We start from the raw sequence: 21,260 nt of genomic DNA on the forward strand, positions 1-21,260 counted from the left end.
CCATTCCGAACAGAGAAGTTAAGCCCGCCAGAGCCGATGGTACTGCAGTAAAATGTGGGAGAGTAGGTCGGTGCCAAATCTTATCAAGACCCTTAGTTCTAGCGAACTAGGGGTTTCTTGTTTTTATACCATTTTCCATCCCCTGAAATAGCGACGCATGTTTCGAGCGTTACCAAACTCTCATCTGTTCAACTAATTTCTAACCAGATATTAACCCTTGATGTTTAATTTCAATAAATGAAACAATTGCAACTCGCTGAGGTTCAATTATAATGAGAAGTTTAATTTATATTATCGTAGTTATCCTGGTGATCAGCTGGCTACTCGGGGGCTTTGCCTTTCATGTTGGCGGGGACGCTATACATATAATAATTGTAATAGCTGTCGTCCTATTATTATTAAATGTGTTTAACGGTGGTGGCAGATCAGAAAGAGGCCGCTGGTATTAACATAAGATACTGCTTGCAGTAAAGCCTTAGTTCATCCGGACGAGGCTTTTTGCGTTTTAATATCCTTCATACGTTTACTCTAAATTATGTCATGTAAGAAAGAAGGTTTGTTAACCCCAGGTTGACAAACCTTCTTTGATGAGTACATATTATCAACTTTTGAAAGTTGATAATATGAATAGATGTTTTTATCCTTCCTGGGTATCCTTACGCATTTGTTTTCCCTTTTGCCTTTCTTTGCGCGCTTTTTCCCAGGCCACAAATTTTTGTTTCTGCTCGTCATTTAAAACAGCAACTATTTTCTTTTTTGTATTCAGCATTATACTTCTGGCAGCAAGTTGCTTTGACTTTTTATCAGTAGCCGGGCTGTTTTTTAAGCTATCCATACGGGTAGCCTGCGTAAGGAACGCTGCTTGTACTGTTGTAGCCTGTTCCTGGCTAAGGTTAAGTTTTTTCTGTAATGCCTTTGTTCTATGCGCTGCTCGCTGCTCCGGTGATTTGTTTGTAAGCTGTGCATTGGCCATACCGCTAAATCCTGCAAGCAGGCATAGCATCAAAATTAATTTTTTCATAAATCGAATTTTAAATACGTTTTGAAATTTGACTTGACCGGCAACCAAAGGTTTAACAAAGCCGGTTAGGGGTAAGCAATGGGAATGTCGTTAAATGAAAAATCCCGGTGCTGTAAGCATCGGGATCATCGTATCGTAATTAGGCGTCAAACTTAATCGAATACCTTATAAAGGATCCAATCGTCTGTTTCATAAACCCTGTGCAGCTTCAATGCACTATTGGCTTTCTTCACCACAGGGACATACTTATCATTTAATTGTGTAAAGCCTGTAACCTCATTTTTAGGAGTAGCCAGCAATACATAGTCATCATATTTGTCCGGGGATTCAATAGCACTTAAGTACGCGCCCTGGTATGGTAACGTTAATTTGCGGATATCCTTAGAAAAAGTAACGATTGGGAATGCAATGGCATCATCAACCAATACATGTGAACCATCGGGCAAGTGATTGATATAATCAGCCAGTTCGCGGTTTTGATCCTGATGCGTGTCCGGAGTGCGGTTAAGTAAAACCGTAATAAAGTTGCGCTCTTCGGTTATCGATGAATTTTTTAGGAAAATATAACCGGTGTACAACTGCACAAGCGTTAATAAACCAACAATCGTTTTTAACAATGTTTGGTTTTTTATTGTTTGGGCCTTATAGAAAATACAAAGTAGCGCCAACACCAGGAATATCATATAATATTCATTCACCAGGAACACCTTTTCGTATTTTATGTGCAGGAACTCGACAAATGCAAAGGGGGTTAAAAGCGTTAGGATCTGATAGGTGCTATTTCTAAACATGTAAATGGCAACCAGTATAAGCGGGCAAAATAGCAGGATCCTGGCCGAAATTAATATAGAGGTTTCCGGGATCTGGTAAACCGTACTTGTAGACAATTGGTCAAAGCTCAATTTATCTGCCAATACCGTCCACGTTGCATATGGGCTTTCGCTAAAGTAGTTCAAATCCTGTGCGTGCGTTAAGTTAAGGAGCTTATAGCAAATGATACATGCCAGGGGCAACACAAACAGGATAATATAAAGCGCGAACGTTTTATTGATGAGCTTACGACGCAGCGATGGATTATTAAAGCTGATGAACAAGCGGAAAATGGACTCCTGTTCACCCAGGTTCAAACTTTTTACCGTGATGGATAATACCAGCGGAATAAAGAATAAAGTAAGCCAGATAAACTTATAATCGCAGAATATGAGCAGCACAAGGCTGATACTTGCTATGGATACGTGAAATGTTGTGTTTGACCGGTAAAACTTAAGCAGGTTGAAAAAGAACATGAAAAAGAAAACCAGCACCAACGCAATTGATTTGCCTGAACACGCCGCATATAATATACCGGGGTGGAACAGGAAAATAATTAATAGCACCAGCAGATAAAAATCATCCTTAGCTCTTTTTAACAAAGCACTGCCAATCATAAAGAACAAAATCGCGGTGCATAGGGATGACGCTATTATAGGCGCGATCATGGCCGTATATTTCGAGAAGGAAAACAGGAATGATGTATAAAAAGGTATAATTGGTGCGGTCAAGCCCATTACCTTTAGTCTGTTGCCAAGGCCATCGACAACAATCTTAGATTTTTCGACATAGAACATCGCCTCCTGGCTGAAATAACCCAGGTGGTTTAAGTATATACCACATACCAGGTAGTAGATCGCCAGTAGTATGGTGATAAGTAACAGATATTTGGATTGATTTCTCATTTAACAATATTTGTTGGACTGTTAACCTTACTAAGCCCGTGTTCTGTTTTTTCCCAGTAAAATGGCTTTACAATTAATTGATATAGACCTTTAAAAGCTGAAATTGAGTGCATTAACCAGTAAACCGGGTTGGCAATTGAAAAAAGGATAAGCTCGTAATAACGCCTTTTAAACACGGCCATCATGTTGATATAGATCATCAGGATGTTTCCTACCATCAGGTTAAATATCGACATGAACAGGATCCAGTCGGGAAATAACGTACGGATGGTTGAAAGGTCAAACACAAGGTAACTGATAAAAATAGCCAACAGGAAAGGGTATACGAGGAAGGTAAGCGGGGTTGCCCCAATAAAGAAGTTAAATCCAAGGAAACCTTTCCAGCCTAATTTTCTCCATAACGCAACGGGGTTACGCATGTGTACCAGGTAGGTTTGCATATAGCCTTTAATCCACCTTGAGCGCTGACGGATCCAGTTGATGGGCTCGTTATTTGCCTCTTCGTAGGTGGTAGAGTTTACCACCGCAATCTTGTAACCCTTTGCATAAGCCCGCAGGCCCAAATCTGCATCCTCGGTTACGTTGAATGGATCCCAGGCGCCAAGCTCAACCAGGCTATCCAGTTTAAAGTGATTACTTGTACCTCCCAATGGGATAGGGATATCCAGCGTATCAAGGCCGGGCAACATATAATCAAACCAGTAAGAGTATTCGAGCGTAAACATCCGGGTAAGGAAGTTTTCATTACGGTTGAAGTAGTTTAAAGCGCTCTGGATACAGATATAGTTTGACGGCAATTTACCGAACATCGACACCACTTTTTTCAATTGGTCGGTATCAGGGATATCTTCCGCATCATAAATGGTAAGATATTTTCCACGTGCAAAGTGAAGCCCATAGTTACAAGCTTTGGGCTTGGTTTTGGGCATGTGAAAAGGAACTACTACTACCTCAAAAATTGCGGGGAAATCAAGGTTACGAACGGCGTTTAATGTTTTATCGTCATCCTCCTCGATCAGCAATTTAATGTCGAGCTTTTCGCGTGGATAATCAAGCGCCTGCAAGTTCCAGATCAATTTCTTAATCAGCTTATCTTCTTTATAAACAGGTAATAATATAGTATATATTGGTAGTTCATCTTCCTTAAGCTCCCTCAGGTCCTCTCTTGTAACAGCCTGGTGCAGCTCAAACCGTGAACCGGTTAGCGCCAAAAACAGTTTAAACAGGATGGCTACCAGGAAGAAGGTACTGATAAGGATATTGATGATGATAGAAGTATTTTTAAAGCTAACTACCAGCCCAATAGTTACAAGGCCCAATAAGATAAACAGGAATGCTAACTGACCTGTTGAAAAGGTTATAAATGCTGAACTTGCCGGGTCGCGGTTCAAAAGCTCAAATACTGCAGATTTAACATATTTATCGCCGGCAAGCTTGTGGCTTAACCAGGTAACGTCAAGATCTGATGCCAGTATTATTTCGGGTTCGCAATCGTAGGTAAATCTTATAAAGTCAATAAACAGCTGGTTTGATGGGTCGGCCATTACCGTTATCACCTTGCCATTTTCAATTCGTAGCGGTAAGGCTAAGTGCTGATCGGCAAACTTCAATTCTGTTTTGGCGATAACCTCGGGATCATAGGCAAGCTCTCGTATTTCGCGAAAAACATAACCAGCGTTTGATAACGACCGGTCGTAGTTTTTGCGGGAAATATAACCGAAGCTTAAAGCTATTTTAATGAATGATTGGCCGGTTTTGGCCGATAAATCATTAATCTTTTCCCGATCTTGCCAAGATATAAAGCCATCATTAACCAAAAGTTCAGGAATTGACATACTTATTTTTAAGTAAAGTGTTAAAACAATTTATTAAGTAACCTTACCCTTTTACAGGCTAAGGTTACTCATATAATCAATTGGTGCTGACTAAATTAGTCGTTATATAATTCCTGTGATCTTTGAACTCTTGAACGAACAAATAGGAATGATAGCAGTATCAATACTAATATACCCAGTAGTATATACAGGTTATATTTTTCCCAGAACTGGGTTATTACGCTCTTAGTATCAACATATTCCAGGTTTTCGCTGGTTTTGTTAATGTTGAACAGGTATTTGTTTGAGTTAACATCAGTTACACAAACGTTACTTGAAAGCGTTGAAAGTTGTTCTGTAATTGACCTTGAAGCTGCAAGGAACGCATCGGATATGTGCGAACCGGTTGCTGTAAGCACCAACGTTGCATTATTACTGCGGCCATAGAAGATCTGTGCAAGGCCATTTGAGGTGGTATCTGACAATGAGTACACCACCTTATTGTTCTCAGTGTTATACAGCCTGAAGTTCTGGTTGAACTTGATAGGGGCATCAGGGAACTGGTTTAAGAGCGGATCCTCTTTGCTTAACAGTGCTATGATATTGTATTTCTTAAGGTCACCTGCAGGGATCTCGGTTGAATATGAGAACTCAGGGAAGTTATTTGCGTTGATGTTGTTGTTCAATTCGTAAATAATTTCACCTATTGCGCCAGCTGCATATTTAGCATAATCCTTTGATACAACTATACGTGTAGTACCGGTGTTAAATGCTTCAGGATATTGATAGAAGCTAAGATCGTTTGAAATGAACGGGTTCTTTGATTCAAGGTACGATTTGTCGACGTCAACCTCGCCAAAGAAGTTGATGAAGCTGTTTTTACACAAGCCATTGGTTGGGAAGAACCTGAATTCAGCCTCAAGCGTATTGTATTTATGGTGCTGGTAACGGTTGATAGTTACTGAAGTATTTAATTTACCTGATGCATCAAGCTTTTCACTGCTGATAAGCAAACCATTAAGGTAAATGTTGAAATAACCTCTGTCGCCAGGGCTTAAGCCACTGTAGTTACCAATGAACCTGATCTCAACTTCCTTTGGTGTAAAGTTAAAGTCGCTATTTTTAAAGGTATAAGCACTTTTCAAAGAGCCAATCCCCGAAAGGAAGTCGCTTGATCCGCCAACTTGTTTCAATGATAGTTTTGAGCGATTCTCATCGGTGTTTTTAAAGTATGTGTTTTGAGCAGCATCAATTAAAAGGTAATCGCCAAATGTTGAATTTAATATATTGATGTTACCCAAAGCTGTGATAGCTTTTTCATAGCCGGCATCATCGCCGCCGCTTACAAATAATATTTCTGAAGGAACTGACTCAGTAGAAACTGATTTATGTGCTACCATTTTGCCCTTTTCGTTCACCATTTGGGTAATGGTATCGGTAGCAGTTGATATTGACTTCGACAGATAGAATATGCCCTCATTTGATTGAGGAGATACTTTTATCAATGAACGTTTATCTTCAGGCAAAGCTGATAAATTACCTACCTGGATATAGTTTTTGATGCTATCAGGCACTGAGCCAGCTTCATAAACCATTATTTTTTTGTTGGTTGCTTTTTTAAGCCTTGCATAGGCCCATGCAACAGCTTTTAAATCGTGCAGGCTTGGGTCTGACGGATAAACAACAGCTCGTTTTGAGTCGAAGCAATTACTGATGTTTACGTCATTCAAGCCGGTTTTGGTGTTTTTAACCAATGACAGGTAAGAATAATCCTTTACCTTAAGCCACATGGCCGGGTTGTCAAGGTCCTTACAAATGTCGTCGCTAATGGTTAGCAACGTTTTAACCTGGATCTTCAGGAACTTATCGCTCGAAAGATTTTCCCGGCTTAGGTTAATAGTAACCTTTTGTACGGAATCCGCTCCCAGTCGTGAACTGTAAACAGGTTTGTCATTAATGATTATATTGATAAAAGAGTGATCTTTTAACAGAGCTTGTGAGGGCTCAAAATATAACACTAACTTACTTCCGTTCATTTCCACCAAAGGCGAAATCTTAACGTAAAAAGAACTCGCGCCACTCATTCCATAAATGGCGTCATCGTTATGCCCTAATGACTTGAAGGACACAACACTCTGGGCCAATGATGCCTTACTTAAAAGAAATACAAGGGCTAATAAGGTAAAAAATTTGTTCATTGGTTGTCAATATTAATTTATTACGTAAAATTCAACTTTAAAATAGTTCCCGTTATCGTCGCTGCGATACGATAATTCGCCACCCATTTCCTGGGTCATAAGTTTTGCTATCGAAAGGCCTAATCCAAGGCGGTTTTCTGTATGCTCATGCGCGTCGCTCAAAGCGTTCAGCTTGTTGAACATGTTGGAGAGTTCCTCCTGGCCGATCGGAATACCTTCGTCTATTATCTCGAAAATAAATTTCTGGCGCTCAAGGCTGGTAACCACCCTGATGCTATTATTTGTCTGGGAGAATTTAATGGCGTTTGATAGCAGGTTTTGAAACACCTGGCCGGTAAATACCCGGTCGAGATTAACATTCAATGGCGACGTCATAATGTTGTCAACCAGGTGGATGTTTTTCATTTGGGCGGTTTCTGTTAAACCTTTGTATACATGCCGAACTTCGGCGTTAATATCAAAAACTTCCAGTTTAAATTTCATTTCGGGCGATTCGATTTCCTTCACGTCCATCAGCTTATTCAGCATGTATTGCATTTTATTGGCCGATTCGGAAATATACCCAATAAGCTCGACCTGGTCGGCGCTTAAGCGGTATTCCTCGTCTTTCAACATATTGTTACTCATGATAATTGAACCCGTGAGGTTTTTAAGATCATGCCCGGCAATATTTATAAAGTTGTTTTTCTGGCTGTCCAGCTTACGCAATTGCTCATATTGGGTATCAATAATGCTGTTTTTTTCAACAATATCCCGGTTTTGATCCTTAAGTTGCTCGTTCGACCTTGCAATTAACAGCTGCGAACGGATGTCGCGATCAATAACCTTATAACGTGCGCCGGGTACAAGGCATGAAATTAAAGCGATAACGAAAAACAAGCCGCCGCCATTTGCTATTACAATGTCAAGGGAATATTGGCTTAACAGATCGAAAAATATAGCCAGTAATACTAATGCGATCAACGCTTCGAGAACAGAATTGAGGGGTTCCCAAAATACCATTAAGTTAAAGAAAAGGAAAACCGCTCCGTATAATAAATAATAAATGTTCAGATTGTTAATATCAGCTATATTGCATAACACCGCCGATGTAATGGATATTAATAATAGCGATATATGCAATAATGTCCTGTAATTAAAGTTCTTACGTTGAAACAAACTGTACAATCCAAGTATTATAAGATCGGTAATGATGCGAACTATAAAGAACTGCAGCCAGATATTATTAGCAAATATGAAATCAACAATGCTGAACAGGGGATAAACAAATAATATCATCCATATGATATTATTGGTCTGATACCAGGCCCTCTTTGTGATTTCTTTTGATAGTTCTTCTTTAGTTAATTGGACAAACATTATTAGGTTTCTTAAATTATGATAAGATTTTTGTTATCTATAAATTTAATTCGTATAAAGTAAATCAAAATATTTAAAACGTTAGTGCACATGTTTTGCACATATAAACATCCTATGAACATTCGTGCCAGCTTTATAAAAAACATATTTATACTTATATTATCTATCGCCGTGCCAGCTCATATAGCAAAAAGCAATCCAAGCACCCCAAATTCCCGCTTAGTTGCTTTTAAACGGGCAAAAAGCCTTGACAATGGTATCACTATATCCTGGTTCGAACAAACATGGAACAAGGATATTTTAGCTAAAAACCCCCTAAAAGTCACTGATTTTGAACTTTTAAAGAAACTTGGGTTTAAAAGCCTGAGGCTACCTGTGGCGTTCTCCTACTTTCAATCCCAAAATATTCCGGTTGAGCAATTATTTTCCCACATTGATAATTTTGTTAAACAGTGTGGATTATACGGCTTTAAAGTTATAATAGATTATCACAGTGGGAATTTGGACGATACCAACTATAATTCTGAAACTTCAAAACTGATTGAACTGTGGACAAAACTCGCCAAAAGATACATCCATGTTAACCATGATGAACTTTTTTTTGAACTTTATAATGAGCCGCCGCACATGAACCCTCAAACCTGGAAGGACGTTGCCTTCAACATTACCACCGCTATTCGCAAGATTGATAAAGAACGAACTCTGATCATAGGAGCATCTAATTATAACAGCATCTATGAATTGAGTCGATTTGTACGGCTGGCAGACGAAAATGTTGTATATACATTTCATTTTTATGAACCTTTTTTGTTTACCCACCAGGGAGCGGAGTGGATTGGCGATCAGGAATCAACCATCGGGGTGCCTTTTCCATACAATCCCGAAAAATTCCCGGTCATCAACCCCAAAGCGAAAAACACTGATGGCGAGAAGAATTATAACAAGTATCACCTTGATGGAAACGAGCAATCTGTAAGAGATAAGCTGCAGATAGTAAAAAATTGGTCGGACAAATATTATGTGCCGATACTTTGCGGCGAATACGGCGTTTATAATAAATACGCTGATATCGACAGCCGTTGCAGGTATATAAAAACAGTGCGCCAAACGTTAAAGGCGTTGAACATTCCCGGAATGATTTGGGACTACAACGGTAATTTTTCTATGTTTACCGGTGAACCATCCATTAACAACCTTCCCGAATGTATGAAGGATGCTATAGGGTTTAACATGAAAAAATGATGAATTTTTGTAGTTATAAATCGCTAACTTTGCACCCTATATATTTGTTATGAGATTTTTTGAAGAAAAGCGGCGCGAGGTGATGACGCACATCGAAAAATTCATGCTTGAAAAAAAGGATGAATACCTGAAGCCCATCGATACGATATGGCAACCCTCAGATTTTTTGCCTGATTCGTCACGTGATACCTTCTTCAGTGAAATCAAGGAACTGCGTGAAAGCGCGCAGGGACTATCATACGACCTGATAGCCGTTTTGGTAGGCGACACCATTACCGAGGAGGCACTACCCACTTATGAGTCGTGGTTAACCATGGTTGAGGGGGTGTCAGACGGCGAGGAGGGTGGCTGGATGCAGTGGACACGTCACTGGACCGGCGAGGAAAATCGTCACGGTGATCTGCTAAACAAATATCTCTATCTGTCGGGCCGTGTTAACATGCGGATGATGGAGATCTCTACCCAGTATTTAATTTCTGATGGGTTTGATATTGGCACAGGTCACGATCCCTACCGCAATTTTATCTACACTTCATTCCAGGAACTGGCTACAAATGTTTCGCACCGCCGGGTTGCCTCGCAGGCAAAAAAGCAAGGTGATACCTTGTTGTCCAAAATGTGCGGTGTGATAGCAAGCGACGAAGCCCGCCATGCGAAAGCTTATAAATATTTTATTGAAAAGATCTTTGAAGTTGACCCCAACGAGGCGATGATGGCCTTTGAGGATATGATGCGGAAAAAGATTGTTATGCCAGCTCACTTTTTACGCGAAGTTGGTTTAAAGATCGGCCAAACCTTTGGCCATTTTACCGATGCCGCGCAACGTTTAGGCGTATATACAGCCGTTGATTATGTTGATATCTTAAAGGAACTGATTGAAGACTGGCACATTGAAAGCATGGTTGACCTGAATGAGACCGGCGAAAAAGCCCGTGATTATATCATGAATCTTCCAAATCGTTTATTGCGCGTTGCTGATAGGATGAAAAACCCGATGCTGGATTATAAATTTACCTGGATAGATGGGTAAGGTTTAGTTGATTGGGTTGATTAAGTGAGTGGTTGATTGAGTTCAAATTTCTTAATTGCCTTTTGCTAATTTTTGCCTTTCAGCTTTAACCTTTAAGCTTTCGCCTTCCTTCTCTACTTTAAATCCTGGTTTTTGGTAGTCCTTTGGCTTGTAATCGTCAGGGATCTGTATGGTATTTCCGTCGCGTAACGCTGTGTAATGCGGCGACATGATCTCTACGCCCGCCTCATTAAATTTGTCCTGGATCTGTTGATGCAGCGTTGAATACATCACCGCCATTTTATGCGACAGCTTTGTATAGGCATTTAACTGGTAAGTCACATTGAAATCATTCAAATCTGTTTGTAATACAAATGGCTTGGGTTCGGCCAATATGCCTTCGGTAGCCAAGGCAGCATCTATTAAAAGCCGGTGAATAGTTTCCCATGGCGCATCGTAGCCAATAGTAATGCTGGTGTGTAATATCAAACCCAAATTCTTTGAGGAGGATGTGTAATTAGTTACTGCGCCGCCTAAAATAGTTGAGTTGGGAACAGTGATATCCTCGTTCTTAATGGTGCGGATACGGGTTATCAGCAAATTCTTTTCAACCACATCCCCGGTGATTTCTCCTACTTTAACCCTGTCGCCAATTTTAAACGGGCGCATGTAGGTGATTACCAATCCTGCCACCATATTTGAGATTGCTGAAGAAGAGCCCAGCGAAAAAAGGATCCCCAAAAAAACGGTTACGCCCTGGAATATTTTGGAATCGGATCCTGGTAAATAGGGAAATATCGCCACAAACATAAATGCGTAAAGTAATACTCTTACAATGTTATAGGTAGGTTTTGCCCATTCGGGATAAAAGCTTTTTATCGTGATGGCGCCGTTTTCAATCTCGCCTGCAATAAACTTAACCAGCTTAACAATATACCGGGTAACCAGGTAAATTACTGCTATGGTTAATAGGTTTGGTATATAATGTAGAATACCTAGTAATATGCTCTTAACAGGGTTAATCACATAACCAAGCAATTGAGTAGCAATGGGCTTTGTCCATGGGAAAATTAAAAATGCCACAGGCAATGCCAGGTAAACCAATAGTATGATAACCAGCAGGCGTACCACCCGCAGTGAATTTGTGAGCAATGGCAATACCCTGTTTGCATAACTCACTGGAGCGCCCTGTTGCTCCAGCTTGACGATTCGGCTTTCCCATGCTTTTAACACCTTTAATTTTATCCATCTAAATGCACGGTTTACCAGCCATATTAACAATAGCAATACAAATACAACTGCAATTGCTTCGAGTACGCTAATAATGATATCCTTGGCGCTGTCATTTTCGAATACATTCCCTAAGTGCTTTTTGAGGATGTTGAGATAATTCGCAGCCAATTGCGGCCGGTCTAATTCCGAGAATTTAGCATCAGCATTATTAACCGCCATAATTAACTGCGACTTATAATTGATAGTGGAAATAGCCGAATCGTTTTTCAATATCAACGAGTCGGGATTAAAATCAAGGCGGGATATAATATCGCTGATGCGTTTACTTACAATTTGGGCGCGTTCTTTAGGATCGAACAAACCCTGGCTCGCATAAAGTTTGAAAATGGTATCCTGTTTAACAGTTACTGGCTCGCCCAAACCGGGTGCCGGTTTTTGTGCTTTTACGGTAAACGCAAACAACAATAAAAGCAAAATAAGTTTAGGATAACGTAGCATAAGCAGGTTTTTCTGTTTAAAGCTACAAAAAAATGTTATCCTTCTAAAACCAGTGTAACTTTACCGTCCCTGGCGAGTTTTGAAAAAAGATCATTTAATATTGATTCAAGAGTAAGCGAATTAACGTCGTCAACATAATGCTCCGAGCGGGTGATGTGAAGTTCTGTTCCTTTTATTTCAATGTGAAACAAAACACCTTCATAAATTTCAGGCTGCGAAATTTCAACAGCACCATCTTTATTTTCAATAGTAAAATTGATGTCGCTTTGTTTTTGTTGCTGAAAAAGTGCATTAAGCTTTTGCTGAAGTAAATTGAGCAACTGATCGGTTGTTATACTTGTATTTATATTTAAGATTTTCATAGCAGAGGTATATTATCTACTATAAATTACAAGTACATGGTAATATTGTTTCAGTGTGACTTATCCTTGTGAGTTTTTTCACATAAATTTATCCAAAACAAAAACGAGCTTTCAGCTGTGGTTTTTCTGCTTTAAGCTTTAAATCAATACTTATGAAATACAAATTATTGGGTCGTTCGGGCCTTAAAGTTTCGGAACTTTGCCTTGGTACCATGGGCTTTGGTACCGAAGCCGGGTGGGGCGCAGATAAGGAAGCGAGCTTTGCTATAATGGATGCCTTTGCCAATGCCGGCGGAAATTTTTTAGATACTGCCAATGTTTATAAGCTGGGCACCAGTGAAAAGATAATAGGAGAGTATATCAGCAATCATGACCGTGACTATTTTGTGCTGGCCACTAAATACACGCTAAAGGACAACATGACTAACCCTAATGCATCCGGGAATAACCGTAAAAATATGATGCGCAGTGTTGAGGAAAGCCTGAAGCGTTTGAAGACAGACTTTATCGACTTGTTTTACCTGCACATCTGGGATAATATTACCCCCATTGATGAGGTGATGCGTGCAATGGACGACCTGATAAAGCAAGGCAAGATAAACTACGCTGCCATAAGCGATACTCCGGCTTGGGTTGTTGCCAAAGGAAATACGCTGGCCGAACTAATGGGCTGGAGTCAGTTTGTGGCCTTGCAGGTTGAATACAGCTTACTCGCCCGCACGCCGGAACGCGAACTCATCCCGATGGCTAAACATTTCGGGATCACGGTTACGCCATGGGCTCCACTGGGAGGAGGTGCATTAACCGGTAAATACCTGCGCGGCGAACCTGGCCGTGTTAAGGAGGAAAGCAACCGCCGTAATGAGAGAAGTACTGCTATTACAAAGGTTGTTGTAGAGATAGCTGATGAACTTGGCGTATCGCCGGGTAACGTCGCTTTAAAATGGACAATGCAGCAAGGTTTCTCATCCATCCCGATTGTTGGCGCTACTAAACTAAGCCAACTGGAGGATAACCTTAAAACCATAGATGTTGAATTAAGTCCGGCACACTTGCAAAAACTGGATGAAGTAAGTGCCATCCAATTGGGCTTCCCCGGCGACTTTTTCAGGGAGGATGCTGTTAGGGTTAATAGCTTTGGCGGTTTCTACGACAAGGTCGAAAAACGCAACTAAAATATAATAGTGCGATACCACAAAAAAACCCTTGTTTGAATCAAACAAGGGTCTCGTTTCTCGCAAGGCGATTAGGTCTAGGGACATCCTAAAAGTAACACTTAACAGAACAGGTTTCTCCCGTATTATCACCCAATTTTACCGGGTGTTTTCCGCAGATATTTTGCGTAAAACCCGCAGAATTTAACTATTGGTAGTTTGTTGATGCCTATTACTTAAACTTTGAGGGGAATGTTGTGAAGCAGCGATTAGGACGGATTGCTCAAAAAGATAATTTAACTAAAAAGCCCCGCTATGTTTTCACATAGCAGGGCTTTAAAATATCAGCAAAGCTAATTATTTCTGCTCTTCTTCTTCGGGCTTTTTGTTTTCGCCTTCGCCTTTGCGGGCAACGATTTTGATCTCGCCTGATTCCTTGTCGTAGCCAATTTCCATGGTATCACCTTCGGCAAGTTCGCCCTTAAGGATTTCTTCGGCAATTGGATCTTCCAAATATTTCTGGATGGCCCGTTTTAATGGACGTGCACCAAATTGTGAATCATAGCCCTTCTCAGCAATAAATTCCTTGGCTTCCAAAGTAAGCTCAATCTTGTAGCCTAATATGTTTACCCGGTTGAACAGGAATCCTAACTCGATATCGATGATTTTGAAGATCTCGTCTTTACCCAGTGAGTTAAATACGATCACGTCATCAATACGGTTCAAAAACTCTGGAGCGAATGCGCGTTTTAATGCGTTTTCAATCACACCACGAGAATGTGAATCGGCCTGTATAGATTTCGCATTGGTGGTGAAACCAACTCCCTGGCCAAAATCCTTCAACTGGCGTGCGCCAATGTTCGAGGTCATGATGATGATGGTGTTCCTGAAGTCAACCTTACGACCTAATGAGTCGGTTAACTGGCCTTCATCCAATACCTGTAGCAATATATTAAACACATCCGGGTGTGCCTTTTCAATTTCGTCAAGCAACACTACAGCGTAAGGCTTGCGGCGTACCTTTTCTGTAAGCTGTCCGCCTTCTTCGTAACCAACGTAGCCCGGAGGCGCTCCAACCAAACGAGATACTGCGAATTTCTCCATGTACTCACTCATGTCAATCTGGATCAGCGCATCCTCGGTATCAAACATAAAACGGGCAAGCTCTTTGGCAAGCTCAGTTTTACCAACACCGGTAGGGCCCAGGAATATAAATGAGCCAATTGGCTTTTTAGGATCCTTTAAGCCTGCACGTGTACGTTGTATAGCGCGGGTCAGCTTTTTAATAGCATCGTCCTGGCCAATAATTTTGGTGCCTACAGTGTCTGCCATGTTCAACAGCTTAAGGCTGTCGGCCTGGCCCACACGCTGAACTGGGATGCCGGTCATCATCGAAACCACTTCGGCTACATTGTCTTCGGTTACTGTATAACGTTTTGATTTTGTTTCAGCTTCCCAAATTGCCTTTGCCTGCTCCAACTCTTCCAGTAAGTGCTTTTCAGTATCACGCAGCTTAGCCGCTTCTTCGTATTTCTGGCTGCGAACCACCTTGTTCTTTTCAACCTTGATCAGCTCAATCTTCGACTCGATATCCAGGATGTTTTGAGGCACATGGATATTAGTTAAGTGAACGCGCGATCCTGATTCGTCCAAAGCGTCGATAGCCTTGTCAGGTAAAAAGCGATCGGTAATGTATCTTGTTGTTAAATTCACACAAGCGTTTATAGCTTCCGGTGTGTAAGTAACACCATGGTGTTCTTCGTATTTTTCTTTGATGCGGTTAAGGATCTCGATAGTTTCATCAGGGGTAGCAGGTTCAACCATTACCTTCTGGAAACGACGGTCCAAAGCGCCATCCTTTTCAATATACTGACGGTATTCGTCTAAGGTTGTTGCGCCAATGCATTGGATCTCTCCACGGGCCAAAGCCGGTTTAAACATATTCGAAGCATCAAGCGAGCCTGAAGCGCCGCCTGCACCAACTATGGTGTGGATCTCATCGATAAACAGGATAACGTCTGGTGACTTTTCCAGTTCGTTCATTACCGCCTTCATACGTTCCTCAAACTGTCCGCGGTATTTTGTGCCGGCAACCAATGAAGCAAGATCAAGCGTAACTACGCGTTTGTTAAACAAAACACGCGATACCTTGCGCTGAACTATGCGTAAGGCCAAACCTTCGGCAATGGCAGATTTACCAACACCAGGCTCACCTATTAATATAGGGTTATTCTTTTTACGACGTGAAAGGATCTGCGATACCCTTTCTATTTCCTTTTCACGGCCGACAATCGGATCTAATTTACCGTCCTCAGCAGCTTTGGTTAAATCGCGGCCAAAGTTATCAAGTACCGGTGTTTTTGATTTAATATCTGATACTTTTTTAGGCTGACTGAATGACTCTTCTTCCTTAAAATCGTCATCTCCTCCGGTTGGTGATCCGGGCATTTCGTCGGTTACATCGTTTTTATGCGACTCTACCTCGCTTTTAAAAATTTCGTAATTCACGTTAAACTGCATTAAAATTTGTGATGCGATATTGTCCTCGTCGCGAAGTATGGAAAGCAGCAAATGCTCAGTTCCTATTACATCGCTTTTGAAAATCTTGGCTTCCAGGTAGGTGATTTTCAAAACCTTTTCTGCCTGTTTAGTTAGTGGGATACTGCCAATATGTACGTTTGTGCCGATTGTTCCTTTTACAGCGTCCTCAACAGAGCGTCTTAATTTAGCAGTATCAACAGTTAATTCTTTTAATAATTTAATTGCAACACCATCCCCATCTCTTATCAATCCCAACAAAAGGTGCTCAGTACCAATATAATCATGCCCCAGGCGCAAGGCCTCCTCTCTGCTATATTGTATAACGTCTTTTACCCGTGGCGAAAATTTAGCTTCCATATATATCCTTCCGATTTATGAACGTCCTAATGTATTAATTTGTTTCAATAATCAGCACGCGTTGTTTTACACATATCAACAATATTATTGCCAAGTTTTCGAGTTATAACCAAAGCAGACATTGCCGTGATAATCCTTTTATAAAACCCGGATTTTGTTTAGCAATTTTATAAATAAAACCCACAAAAACAATAGATTTAATAAAAAAAACGTGCATTTATATGTTTTTGATATAATTATATGCAAATAGTTTAATTATATATACGAATGTCAGCGTGATAAGGTGACATTGTCAGGTAAATAAATATTTTTTATGACATTAAGGCATGGGGGTTAGTGATTAGAGACTGGAGGTTAGAGATTAGGAGAAGTTGGCTACGAGTGATGTTTATTCCATTTTATGGAACTGATTTAGCCCAATCTCTGCCTTTGTTGATGGTGTCATCAACAAGCCGGGTGTGCAAAATTTTTAAGTATTTACAATAGGCCTGCGGCTTATTCTTCTTATGAATGTTATCGATTTGTTGGTGACAATACCAAAAAGGCAAAAAATTAAATAATTGATAATCAGATAAATATATTTTAATGCATATTTTCGTGTGTTAACCCCTGTTTAAAAGATATTGCGGTTATTTATCTTATTATCAATACTTTACAAAAATTAATTTCGAAATTATGTTAACCCTGTTAACCCCTCCCGGCATAGTTTATAATGTTCAGGCTATCGACTTGAAATCAAAATTCAAATCATGTTTTACACTGCACCGATCAACTTAATCTAACTAAATAAACCCGATCAACTTAATCAAAATTCCCTAATTTAGCCGCCTGAATAAGTGCTTAATCCAATCACTAATTCATTCATTCACCAATTCACCAATTAAAAGGCATGGCAGACGAAAAGATAATTTTTTCAATGGCAGGGGTAAGCAAGGTGTACCCGCCGCAAAAAACAGTTTTAAAGAACATTTACCTGTCGTTTTTTTACGGCGCCAAGATCGGCGTTATCGGTTTAAACGGTTCGGGTAAGTCATCGCTATTAAAAATCATAGCAGGCATAGATAAAACAAACATCGGCGAGGTGGTTTTTTCGCCGGGATATACCGTAGGCTACCTGAGCCAGGAACCCGAACTTGATCCCAATAAAACAGTAAAGGAAGTTGTGGAAGAGGGCGTGGCGGAAACTACAGCCTTATTAAAGGAGTACGAAGAGATCAACGAAAAGTTCGGCCTGGAGGAATATTACAGTGATGCCGATAAAATGGATAAGCTGATGAGCCGCCAGGGTGAGCTGCAGGATAAAATAGATGCAGTTAATGCCTGGGAGCTTGATGTAAAGCTGGAGCGTGCCATGGATGCCTTGCGCTGTCCTGATCCGGATGCTAAGATCTCGGTGCTTTCGGGTGGTGAGCGCCGCCGTGTGGCTTTGTGCCGTTTGCTATTGCAGGAGCCGGATGTTTTACTGCTGGATGAGCCTACCAACCACTTAGATGCGGAATCCATTGATTGGCTTGAACAGCATTTAAAGCAATATAAAGGAACAGTTATCGCCGTAACCCACGACCGTTACTTTTTGGATAACGTTGCCGGGTGGATCCTGGAGCTCGACAGGGGAGAGGGCATCCCATGGAAGGGCAATTACTCTTCATGGCTCGACCAAAAGGCTAAGCGCCTTGCCCAGGAAGATAAAACCGAGAGCAAGCGTCAGAAAGCATTGGAACGCGAACTGGAATGGGTTAGGATGGGACCGAAAGGGCGCCACACCAAGTCAAAGGCACGTTTATCAAACTATGACAAATTAGCATCAGAGGAAACAAAGGATAGGGAAGAGAAGCTGGAGCTGTTTATTCCGCCCGGCCCGCGTTTAGGAAATATAGTGATCGAGGCAAATGGTGTAAGTAAATCATATGGCGATAAATTGTTATTTGACAACCTGAATTTCTCTTTGCCTCCCGCAGGTATAGTGGGAATTATCGGACCCAACGGTGCGGGTAAGACTACCCTGTTCCGCTTAATTACCGGGCAGGATCAACCTGACGCAGGCACATTCCGTGTTGGTGAAACCGTTGCCCTGGGTTATGTAGATCAGCTGCATGACGACCTTGATCCCAACAAATCTGTTTGGGAAAACGTAACCGGCGGATTGGAAACCATTATGGTAGGTAACCGCCCGCTTAACTCGCGTGCCTACGTTTCGCGCTTTAACTTTAATGGCGCCGATCAGCAGAAGAAGGTTGGGGTATTATCCGGTGGAGAACGCAACAGGGTACATCTTTCCATTACCCTGAAAAAAGGCTCGAACGTTTTATTGCTGGATGAGCCAACGAATGATATCGACGTAAATACACTGCGTGCTTTAGAGGAAGCCCTTGAAAACTTTGGCGGCTGCGCGGTAGTGATCAGTCACGACCGTTGGTTTTTAGACAGGATCTGTACGCACATCCTTGCTTTTGAAGGTAATAGCCAGGTTTACTTTTTTGAAGGAAATTATTCGGATTACGAAGAAAATCGCAAGAAACGTTTAGGGGACGTTGCACCTAAAAGAATTAAGTATAAGAAGTTGACTGTGTAGAGTTGTTACGGTTAATCAAGCAGATTTGTAGACGAAAACCTCTTCCATAATGAAAATATTGTCTTTATTAATTTTGTTCGTTTTGCTATTGTTTTCCTGCGGAAACAAACATCCAGGCGAGCAAAAAACCAGCTTATTATCGAATTTAGTGACTATAAGCGATAATGAGGACAGAGGCGTAAAAGATATCTTGAATTTCTATGGAGGGGTCTGCGAATATTCAATTGGTGCCTCCCTTTCGACAGACGAAGGCAAAAACAAATATTTTGAGGTGAAGTTGAGCAAGTCTGAATCGTTAGATAAATTTTCGAGAGTTCCGGAAGTTGCAGCATCCAATATAGCTTACCTGTTTTTTAAGAGCCTAAAGGGTGAGAAGCGAAACTATGATGAAATACACAGTGTATTGCTTTTTAGGAGCGGGAGTAAGTTCGAGGCGAGCTATTCAATTGATAAGTTGGAACTTATTGCTCATAAACTAACCATATTGGATAAAGTTGTGGACTTGATTAAGAATAAAAAGTTTGAGGTGTTAAAATCGTTATTGAGTGACGGTTCGTATACCCCAGCGGCAAAAAGTGACCTTATGAGAAATATTCAAAAAATTGAATTATCACTTGGCAATATTAAAGGGTTCAGGCCTTATGGATTTAAATTCGAGACTTTAAACGGGTATAACGTTTTAAATATTTTAGGTATAGTACTAAGGGATAAGGAAAATACCGAAATTTCTTTAAAAGTTGATTTAAAACCATCAGAGGATAAAGTGCATTTTCTGGATTATAAGCTGTCTTTATAATTATTCACAACTTTAATTGCAAAGCCGTATTAGATTTGACAGCTTTTTAAAAGTTCTCAAATCTAATGTTCATTAAAACTAAACCATCTTTTCTGTCGTTAGGTTGATAATGAAGTACAAACACAACCTAAGCACACTTCTATTTATCCCCCTAATATTTTTGAGTGTACAATCTTTCAGCCAGGCCCGTAGTGGCATTGGCTTCGCCTATGGCCCAAATAAACCTTTTTCCAATGATTATAATTGGGGAAGCGGCTTCCAGGTATTTGGTAATATTGCCATCTCAGGCAGTAGGTGGGCCATTGTTCCAAATATTGGGTATGACAGGCTGAATTCTAAGGGCAGGATCTATTATGATCCAGCTAATTTAAATAACAAAAGAATCTCAAATATCGACCTGTTTTACCTGGGCGCAATGGGTAAATATTGCTTCAATAAATTAGTGTTTGTAAAAGCCGGCCCCTTGCTTTATGCGGGTGGTGGAAACGAAGATATTGCTGCCGTAGGCATAGGCGGCACAGTAGCGGGAGGCGTTAATTTAATGCTCGACAGGCACAGCACCATAGAGGTTTCGTTATTTACCACTGTAATAAATATAGAATCGACAGGAAATGGCGTTTCCCCGGTCGCCGGGTTGAAATTTGCCTATGTGTTTAATTTTAGAGGGGCGGACTAACACGGACTTAATGAAACCTTTAAAGTTGTCTCTGGAATGGCTTTTTGTTTTTATGCCGGCGGGTATTATATTGCACAACCCAAACAAGGAATCATGGCGAATACCTACACCCAAATTCACATTCAATGCGTAATAGCAGTAAGATATCGGCAATCGTTAATTCAACCGGAATGGAAGGATCAACTACAAAAGTACATCACCGGGATTACGCAAAATTATGGGCATAAAATGCTGGCGATAAACAACATGCCCGATCATTTGCATATGTTCTTTGGGTTCAGACCTAATCAGTCGTTATCAGATTTAATGCGGATTGTAAAAAGCGAATCGACAAAATGGATCAATGACAAACAATTTACTCCGGCGGTTTTTAGTTGGCAGGAGGGGTATGGTGCATTTTCATATTCTCGCTCGCATGTTAATAAGGTAACAGAGTACGTGTTAAACCAGGAAGAACATCATCGTCATAAAACGTTTTTGGAGGAATATGAGCAATTTTTAAAACAATTTGAAATTCCGTATGAGGAACGGTACATTTTTAAATTGCCGGAGTAGGTGCGTGGCAACTTTGCATTTCGTATAGGTTGCGCACCTATGGAGCGCGAAAAACTTCTTCTTTTTCTACCAATATTTGGCTCCTATGGAGCCGTTTACGTTGTGGCAATTTTGTATAGAGATCGATTAATGCTGGGCTCCATTTGAAATTGTTTGGC

16 protein-coding genes and 1 rRNA gene are annotated in these 21,260 nt (G+C 40.7%); 9 read left to right on the plus strand and 8 right to left on the minus strand.

What is annotated here, in order from left to right:
- Together rrf and KXD93_RS29280 are read left to right on the plus strand one after the other, a co-directional pair.
- A 5S ribosomal RNA gene (rrf, locus tag KXD93_RS30715) occupies positions 1–79 on the plus strand; the annotation flags it as partial.
- 193 nt (positions 80–272) lie between these two features.
- A complete protein-coding gene (locus tag KXD93_RS29280) occupies positions 273–449 on the plus strand; it encodes a lmo0937 family membrane protein (RefSeq protein ID WP_258141112.1) in 177 nt (58 codons plus the stop codon).
- 188 nt (positions 450–637) lie between these two features.
- On the opposite strand, the gene KXD93_RS29285 is transcribed toward KXD93_RS29280, so the two are convergent.
- The 5 genes from KXD93_RS29285 to KXD93_RS29305 form a co-directional block, all read right to left on the minus strand.
- Positions 638–1,021 (minus strand): hypothetical protein, encoded by a 384-nt coding sequence (locus KXD93_RS29285; protein WP_258141113.1) that lies wholly within the window; start codon positions 1,019–1,021, stop codon positions 638–640.
- 152 nt (positions 1,022–1,173) lie between these two features.
- A complete protein-coding gene (locus KXD93_RS29290) occupies positions 1,174–2,736 on the minus strand; it encodes a hypothetical protein (RefSeq protein WP_258141114.1) in 1,563 nt (520 codons plus the stop codon).
- The gene (locus tag KXD93_RS29295) at positions 2,733–4,571 is read right to left on the minus strand and encodes a glycosyltransferase (RefSeq protein WP_258141115.1); all 1,839 of its coding nucleotides are present in this window, start codon (positions 4,569–4,571) and stop codon (positions 2,733–2,735) included. Before KXD93_RS29295 ends, KXD93_RS29290 begins: the two co-directional genes overlap by 4 nt.
- 95 nt (positions 4,572–4,666) lie before the next feature.
- Complete coding sequence (locus KXD93_RS29300) at positions 4,667–6,748, minus strand: cellulose biosynthesis cyclic di-GMP-binding regulatory protein BcsB (protein ID WP_258141116.1); 2,082 nt, start codon at positions 6,746–6,748, stop codon at positions 4,667–4,669.
- A gap of 12 nt (positions 6,749–6,760) precedes the next feature.
- A complete protein-coding gene (locus tag KXD93_RS29305; protein WP_258141117.1) occupies positions 6,761–8,107 on the minus strand; it encodes a sensor histidine kinase in 1,347 nt (448 codons plus the stop codon).
- A 114-nt stretch (positions 8,108–8,221) separates the two neighbouring features.
- On the opposite strand from KXD93_RS29305, the gene KXD93_RS29310 reads away from it, so the two are divergent.
- Positions 8,222–9,349, plus strand: coding sequence for a glycoside hydrolase family 5 protein (locus tag KXD93_RS29310; RefSeq protein ID WP_258141118.1), 1,128 nt, complete (start codon positions 8,222–8,224; stop codon positions 9,347–9,349).
- A gap of 49 nt (positions 9,350–9,398) precedes the next feature.
- Positions 9,399–10,379 (plus strand): acyl-ACP desaturase, encoded by a 981-nt coding sequence (locus KXD93_RS29315; protein WP_258141119.1) that lies wholly within the window; start codon positions 9,399–9,401, stop codon positions 10,377–10,379.
- 51 nt (positions 10,380–10,430) lie between these two features.
- Here KXD93_RS29315 and KXD93_RS29320 read toward each other — a convergent pair whose 3' ends face one another.
- Both KXD93_RS29320 and KXD93_RS29325 read right to left on the minus strand, forming a co-directional pair.
- Positions 10,431–12,089: a mechanosensitive ion channel family protein gene (locus KXD93_RS29320; RefSeq protein ID WP_258141120.1), complete on the minus strand. Its 1,659-nt coding sequence runs from the start codon at positions 12,087–12,089 to the stop codon at positions 10,431–10,433.
- 35 nt (positions 12,090–12,124) lie between these two features.
- Positions 12,125–12,451, minus strand: a complete 327-nt coding sequence (locus tag KXD93_RS29325) for a hypothetical protein (RefSeq protein ID WP_258141121.1) — start codon at positions 12,449–12,451, stop codon at positions 12,125–12,127.
- A 152-nt stretch (positions 12,452–12,603) separates the two neighbouring features.
- On the opposite strand from KXD93_RS29325, the gene KXD93_RS29330 reads away from it, so the two are divergent.
- Positions 12,604–13,626: an aldo/keto reductase gene (locus tag KXD93_RS29330; RefSeq protein WP_258141122.1), complete on the plus strand. Its 1,023-nt coding sequence runs from the start codon at positions 12,604–12,606 to the stop codon at positions 13,624–13,626.
- A 336-nt stretch (positions 13,627–13,962) separates the two neighbouring features.
- Here KXD93_RS29330 and KXD93_RS29335 read toward each other — a convergent pair whose 3' ends face one another.
- Positions 13,963–16,503: an ATP-dependent Clp protease ATP-binding subunit gene (locus KXD93_RS29335; RefSeq protein ID WP_258141123.1), complete on the minus strand. Its 2,541-nt coding sequence runs from the start codon at positions 16,501–16,503 to the stop codon at positions 13,963–13,965.
- 889 nt (positions 16,504–17,392) lie between these two features.
- Here KXD93_RS29335 and ettA point away from each other — a divergent pair.
- The 4 genes from ettA to tnpA all read left to right on the plus strand — a co-directional run bounded on the left by ettA (position 17,393) and on the right by tnpA (position 21,102).
- Positions 17,393–19,075 (plus strand): energy-dependent translational throttle protein EttA, encoded by a 1,683-nt coding sequence (gene ettA / locus KXD93_RS29340; protein ID WP_258141124.1) that lies wholly within the window; start codon positions 17,393–17,395, stop codon positions 19,073–19,075.
- Positions 19,076–19,124: 49 nt separating this feature from the next.
- Positions 19,125–19,871, plus strand: coding sequence for a hypothetical protein (locus KXD93_RS29345; RefSeq protein WP_258141125.1), 747 nt, complete (start codon positions 19,125–19,127; stop codon positions 19,869–19,871).
- Between the two features lie 109 nt (positions 19,872–19,980).
- Positions 19,981–20,547 carry a hypothetical protein gene (locus KXD93_RS29350; RefSeq protein ID WP_258141126.1) on the plus strand — a complete coding sequence of 189 codons (567 nt, stop codon included), beginning with the start codon at positions 19,981–19,983 and terminating at the stop codon, positions 20,545–20,547.
- Positions 20,548–20,640: 93 nt separating this feature from the next.
- Positions 20,641–21,102: an IS200/IS605 family transposase gene (gene tnpA / locus KXD93_RS29355; protein ID WP_258141127.1), complete on the plus strand. Its 462-nt coding sequence runs from the start codon at positions 20,641–20,643 to the stop codon at positions 21,100–21,102.
- Positions 21,103–21,260: the final 158 nt, after the last annotated feature.

It is taken from the genome of Mucilaginibacter phenanthrenivorans (assembly GCF_024721155.1).
GTDB classification, from domain to species: Bacteria; Bacteroidota; Bacteroidia; order Sphingobacteriales; family Sphingobacteriaceae; genus Mucilaginibacter; species Mucilaginibacter phenanthrenivorans.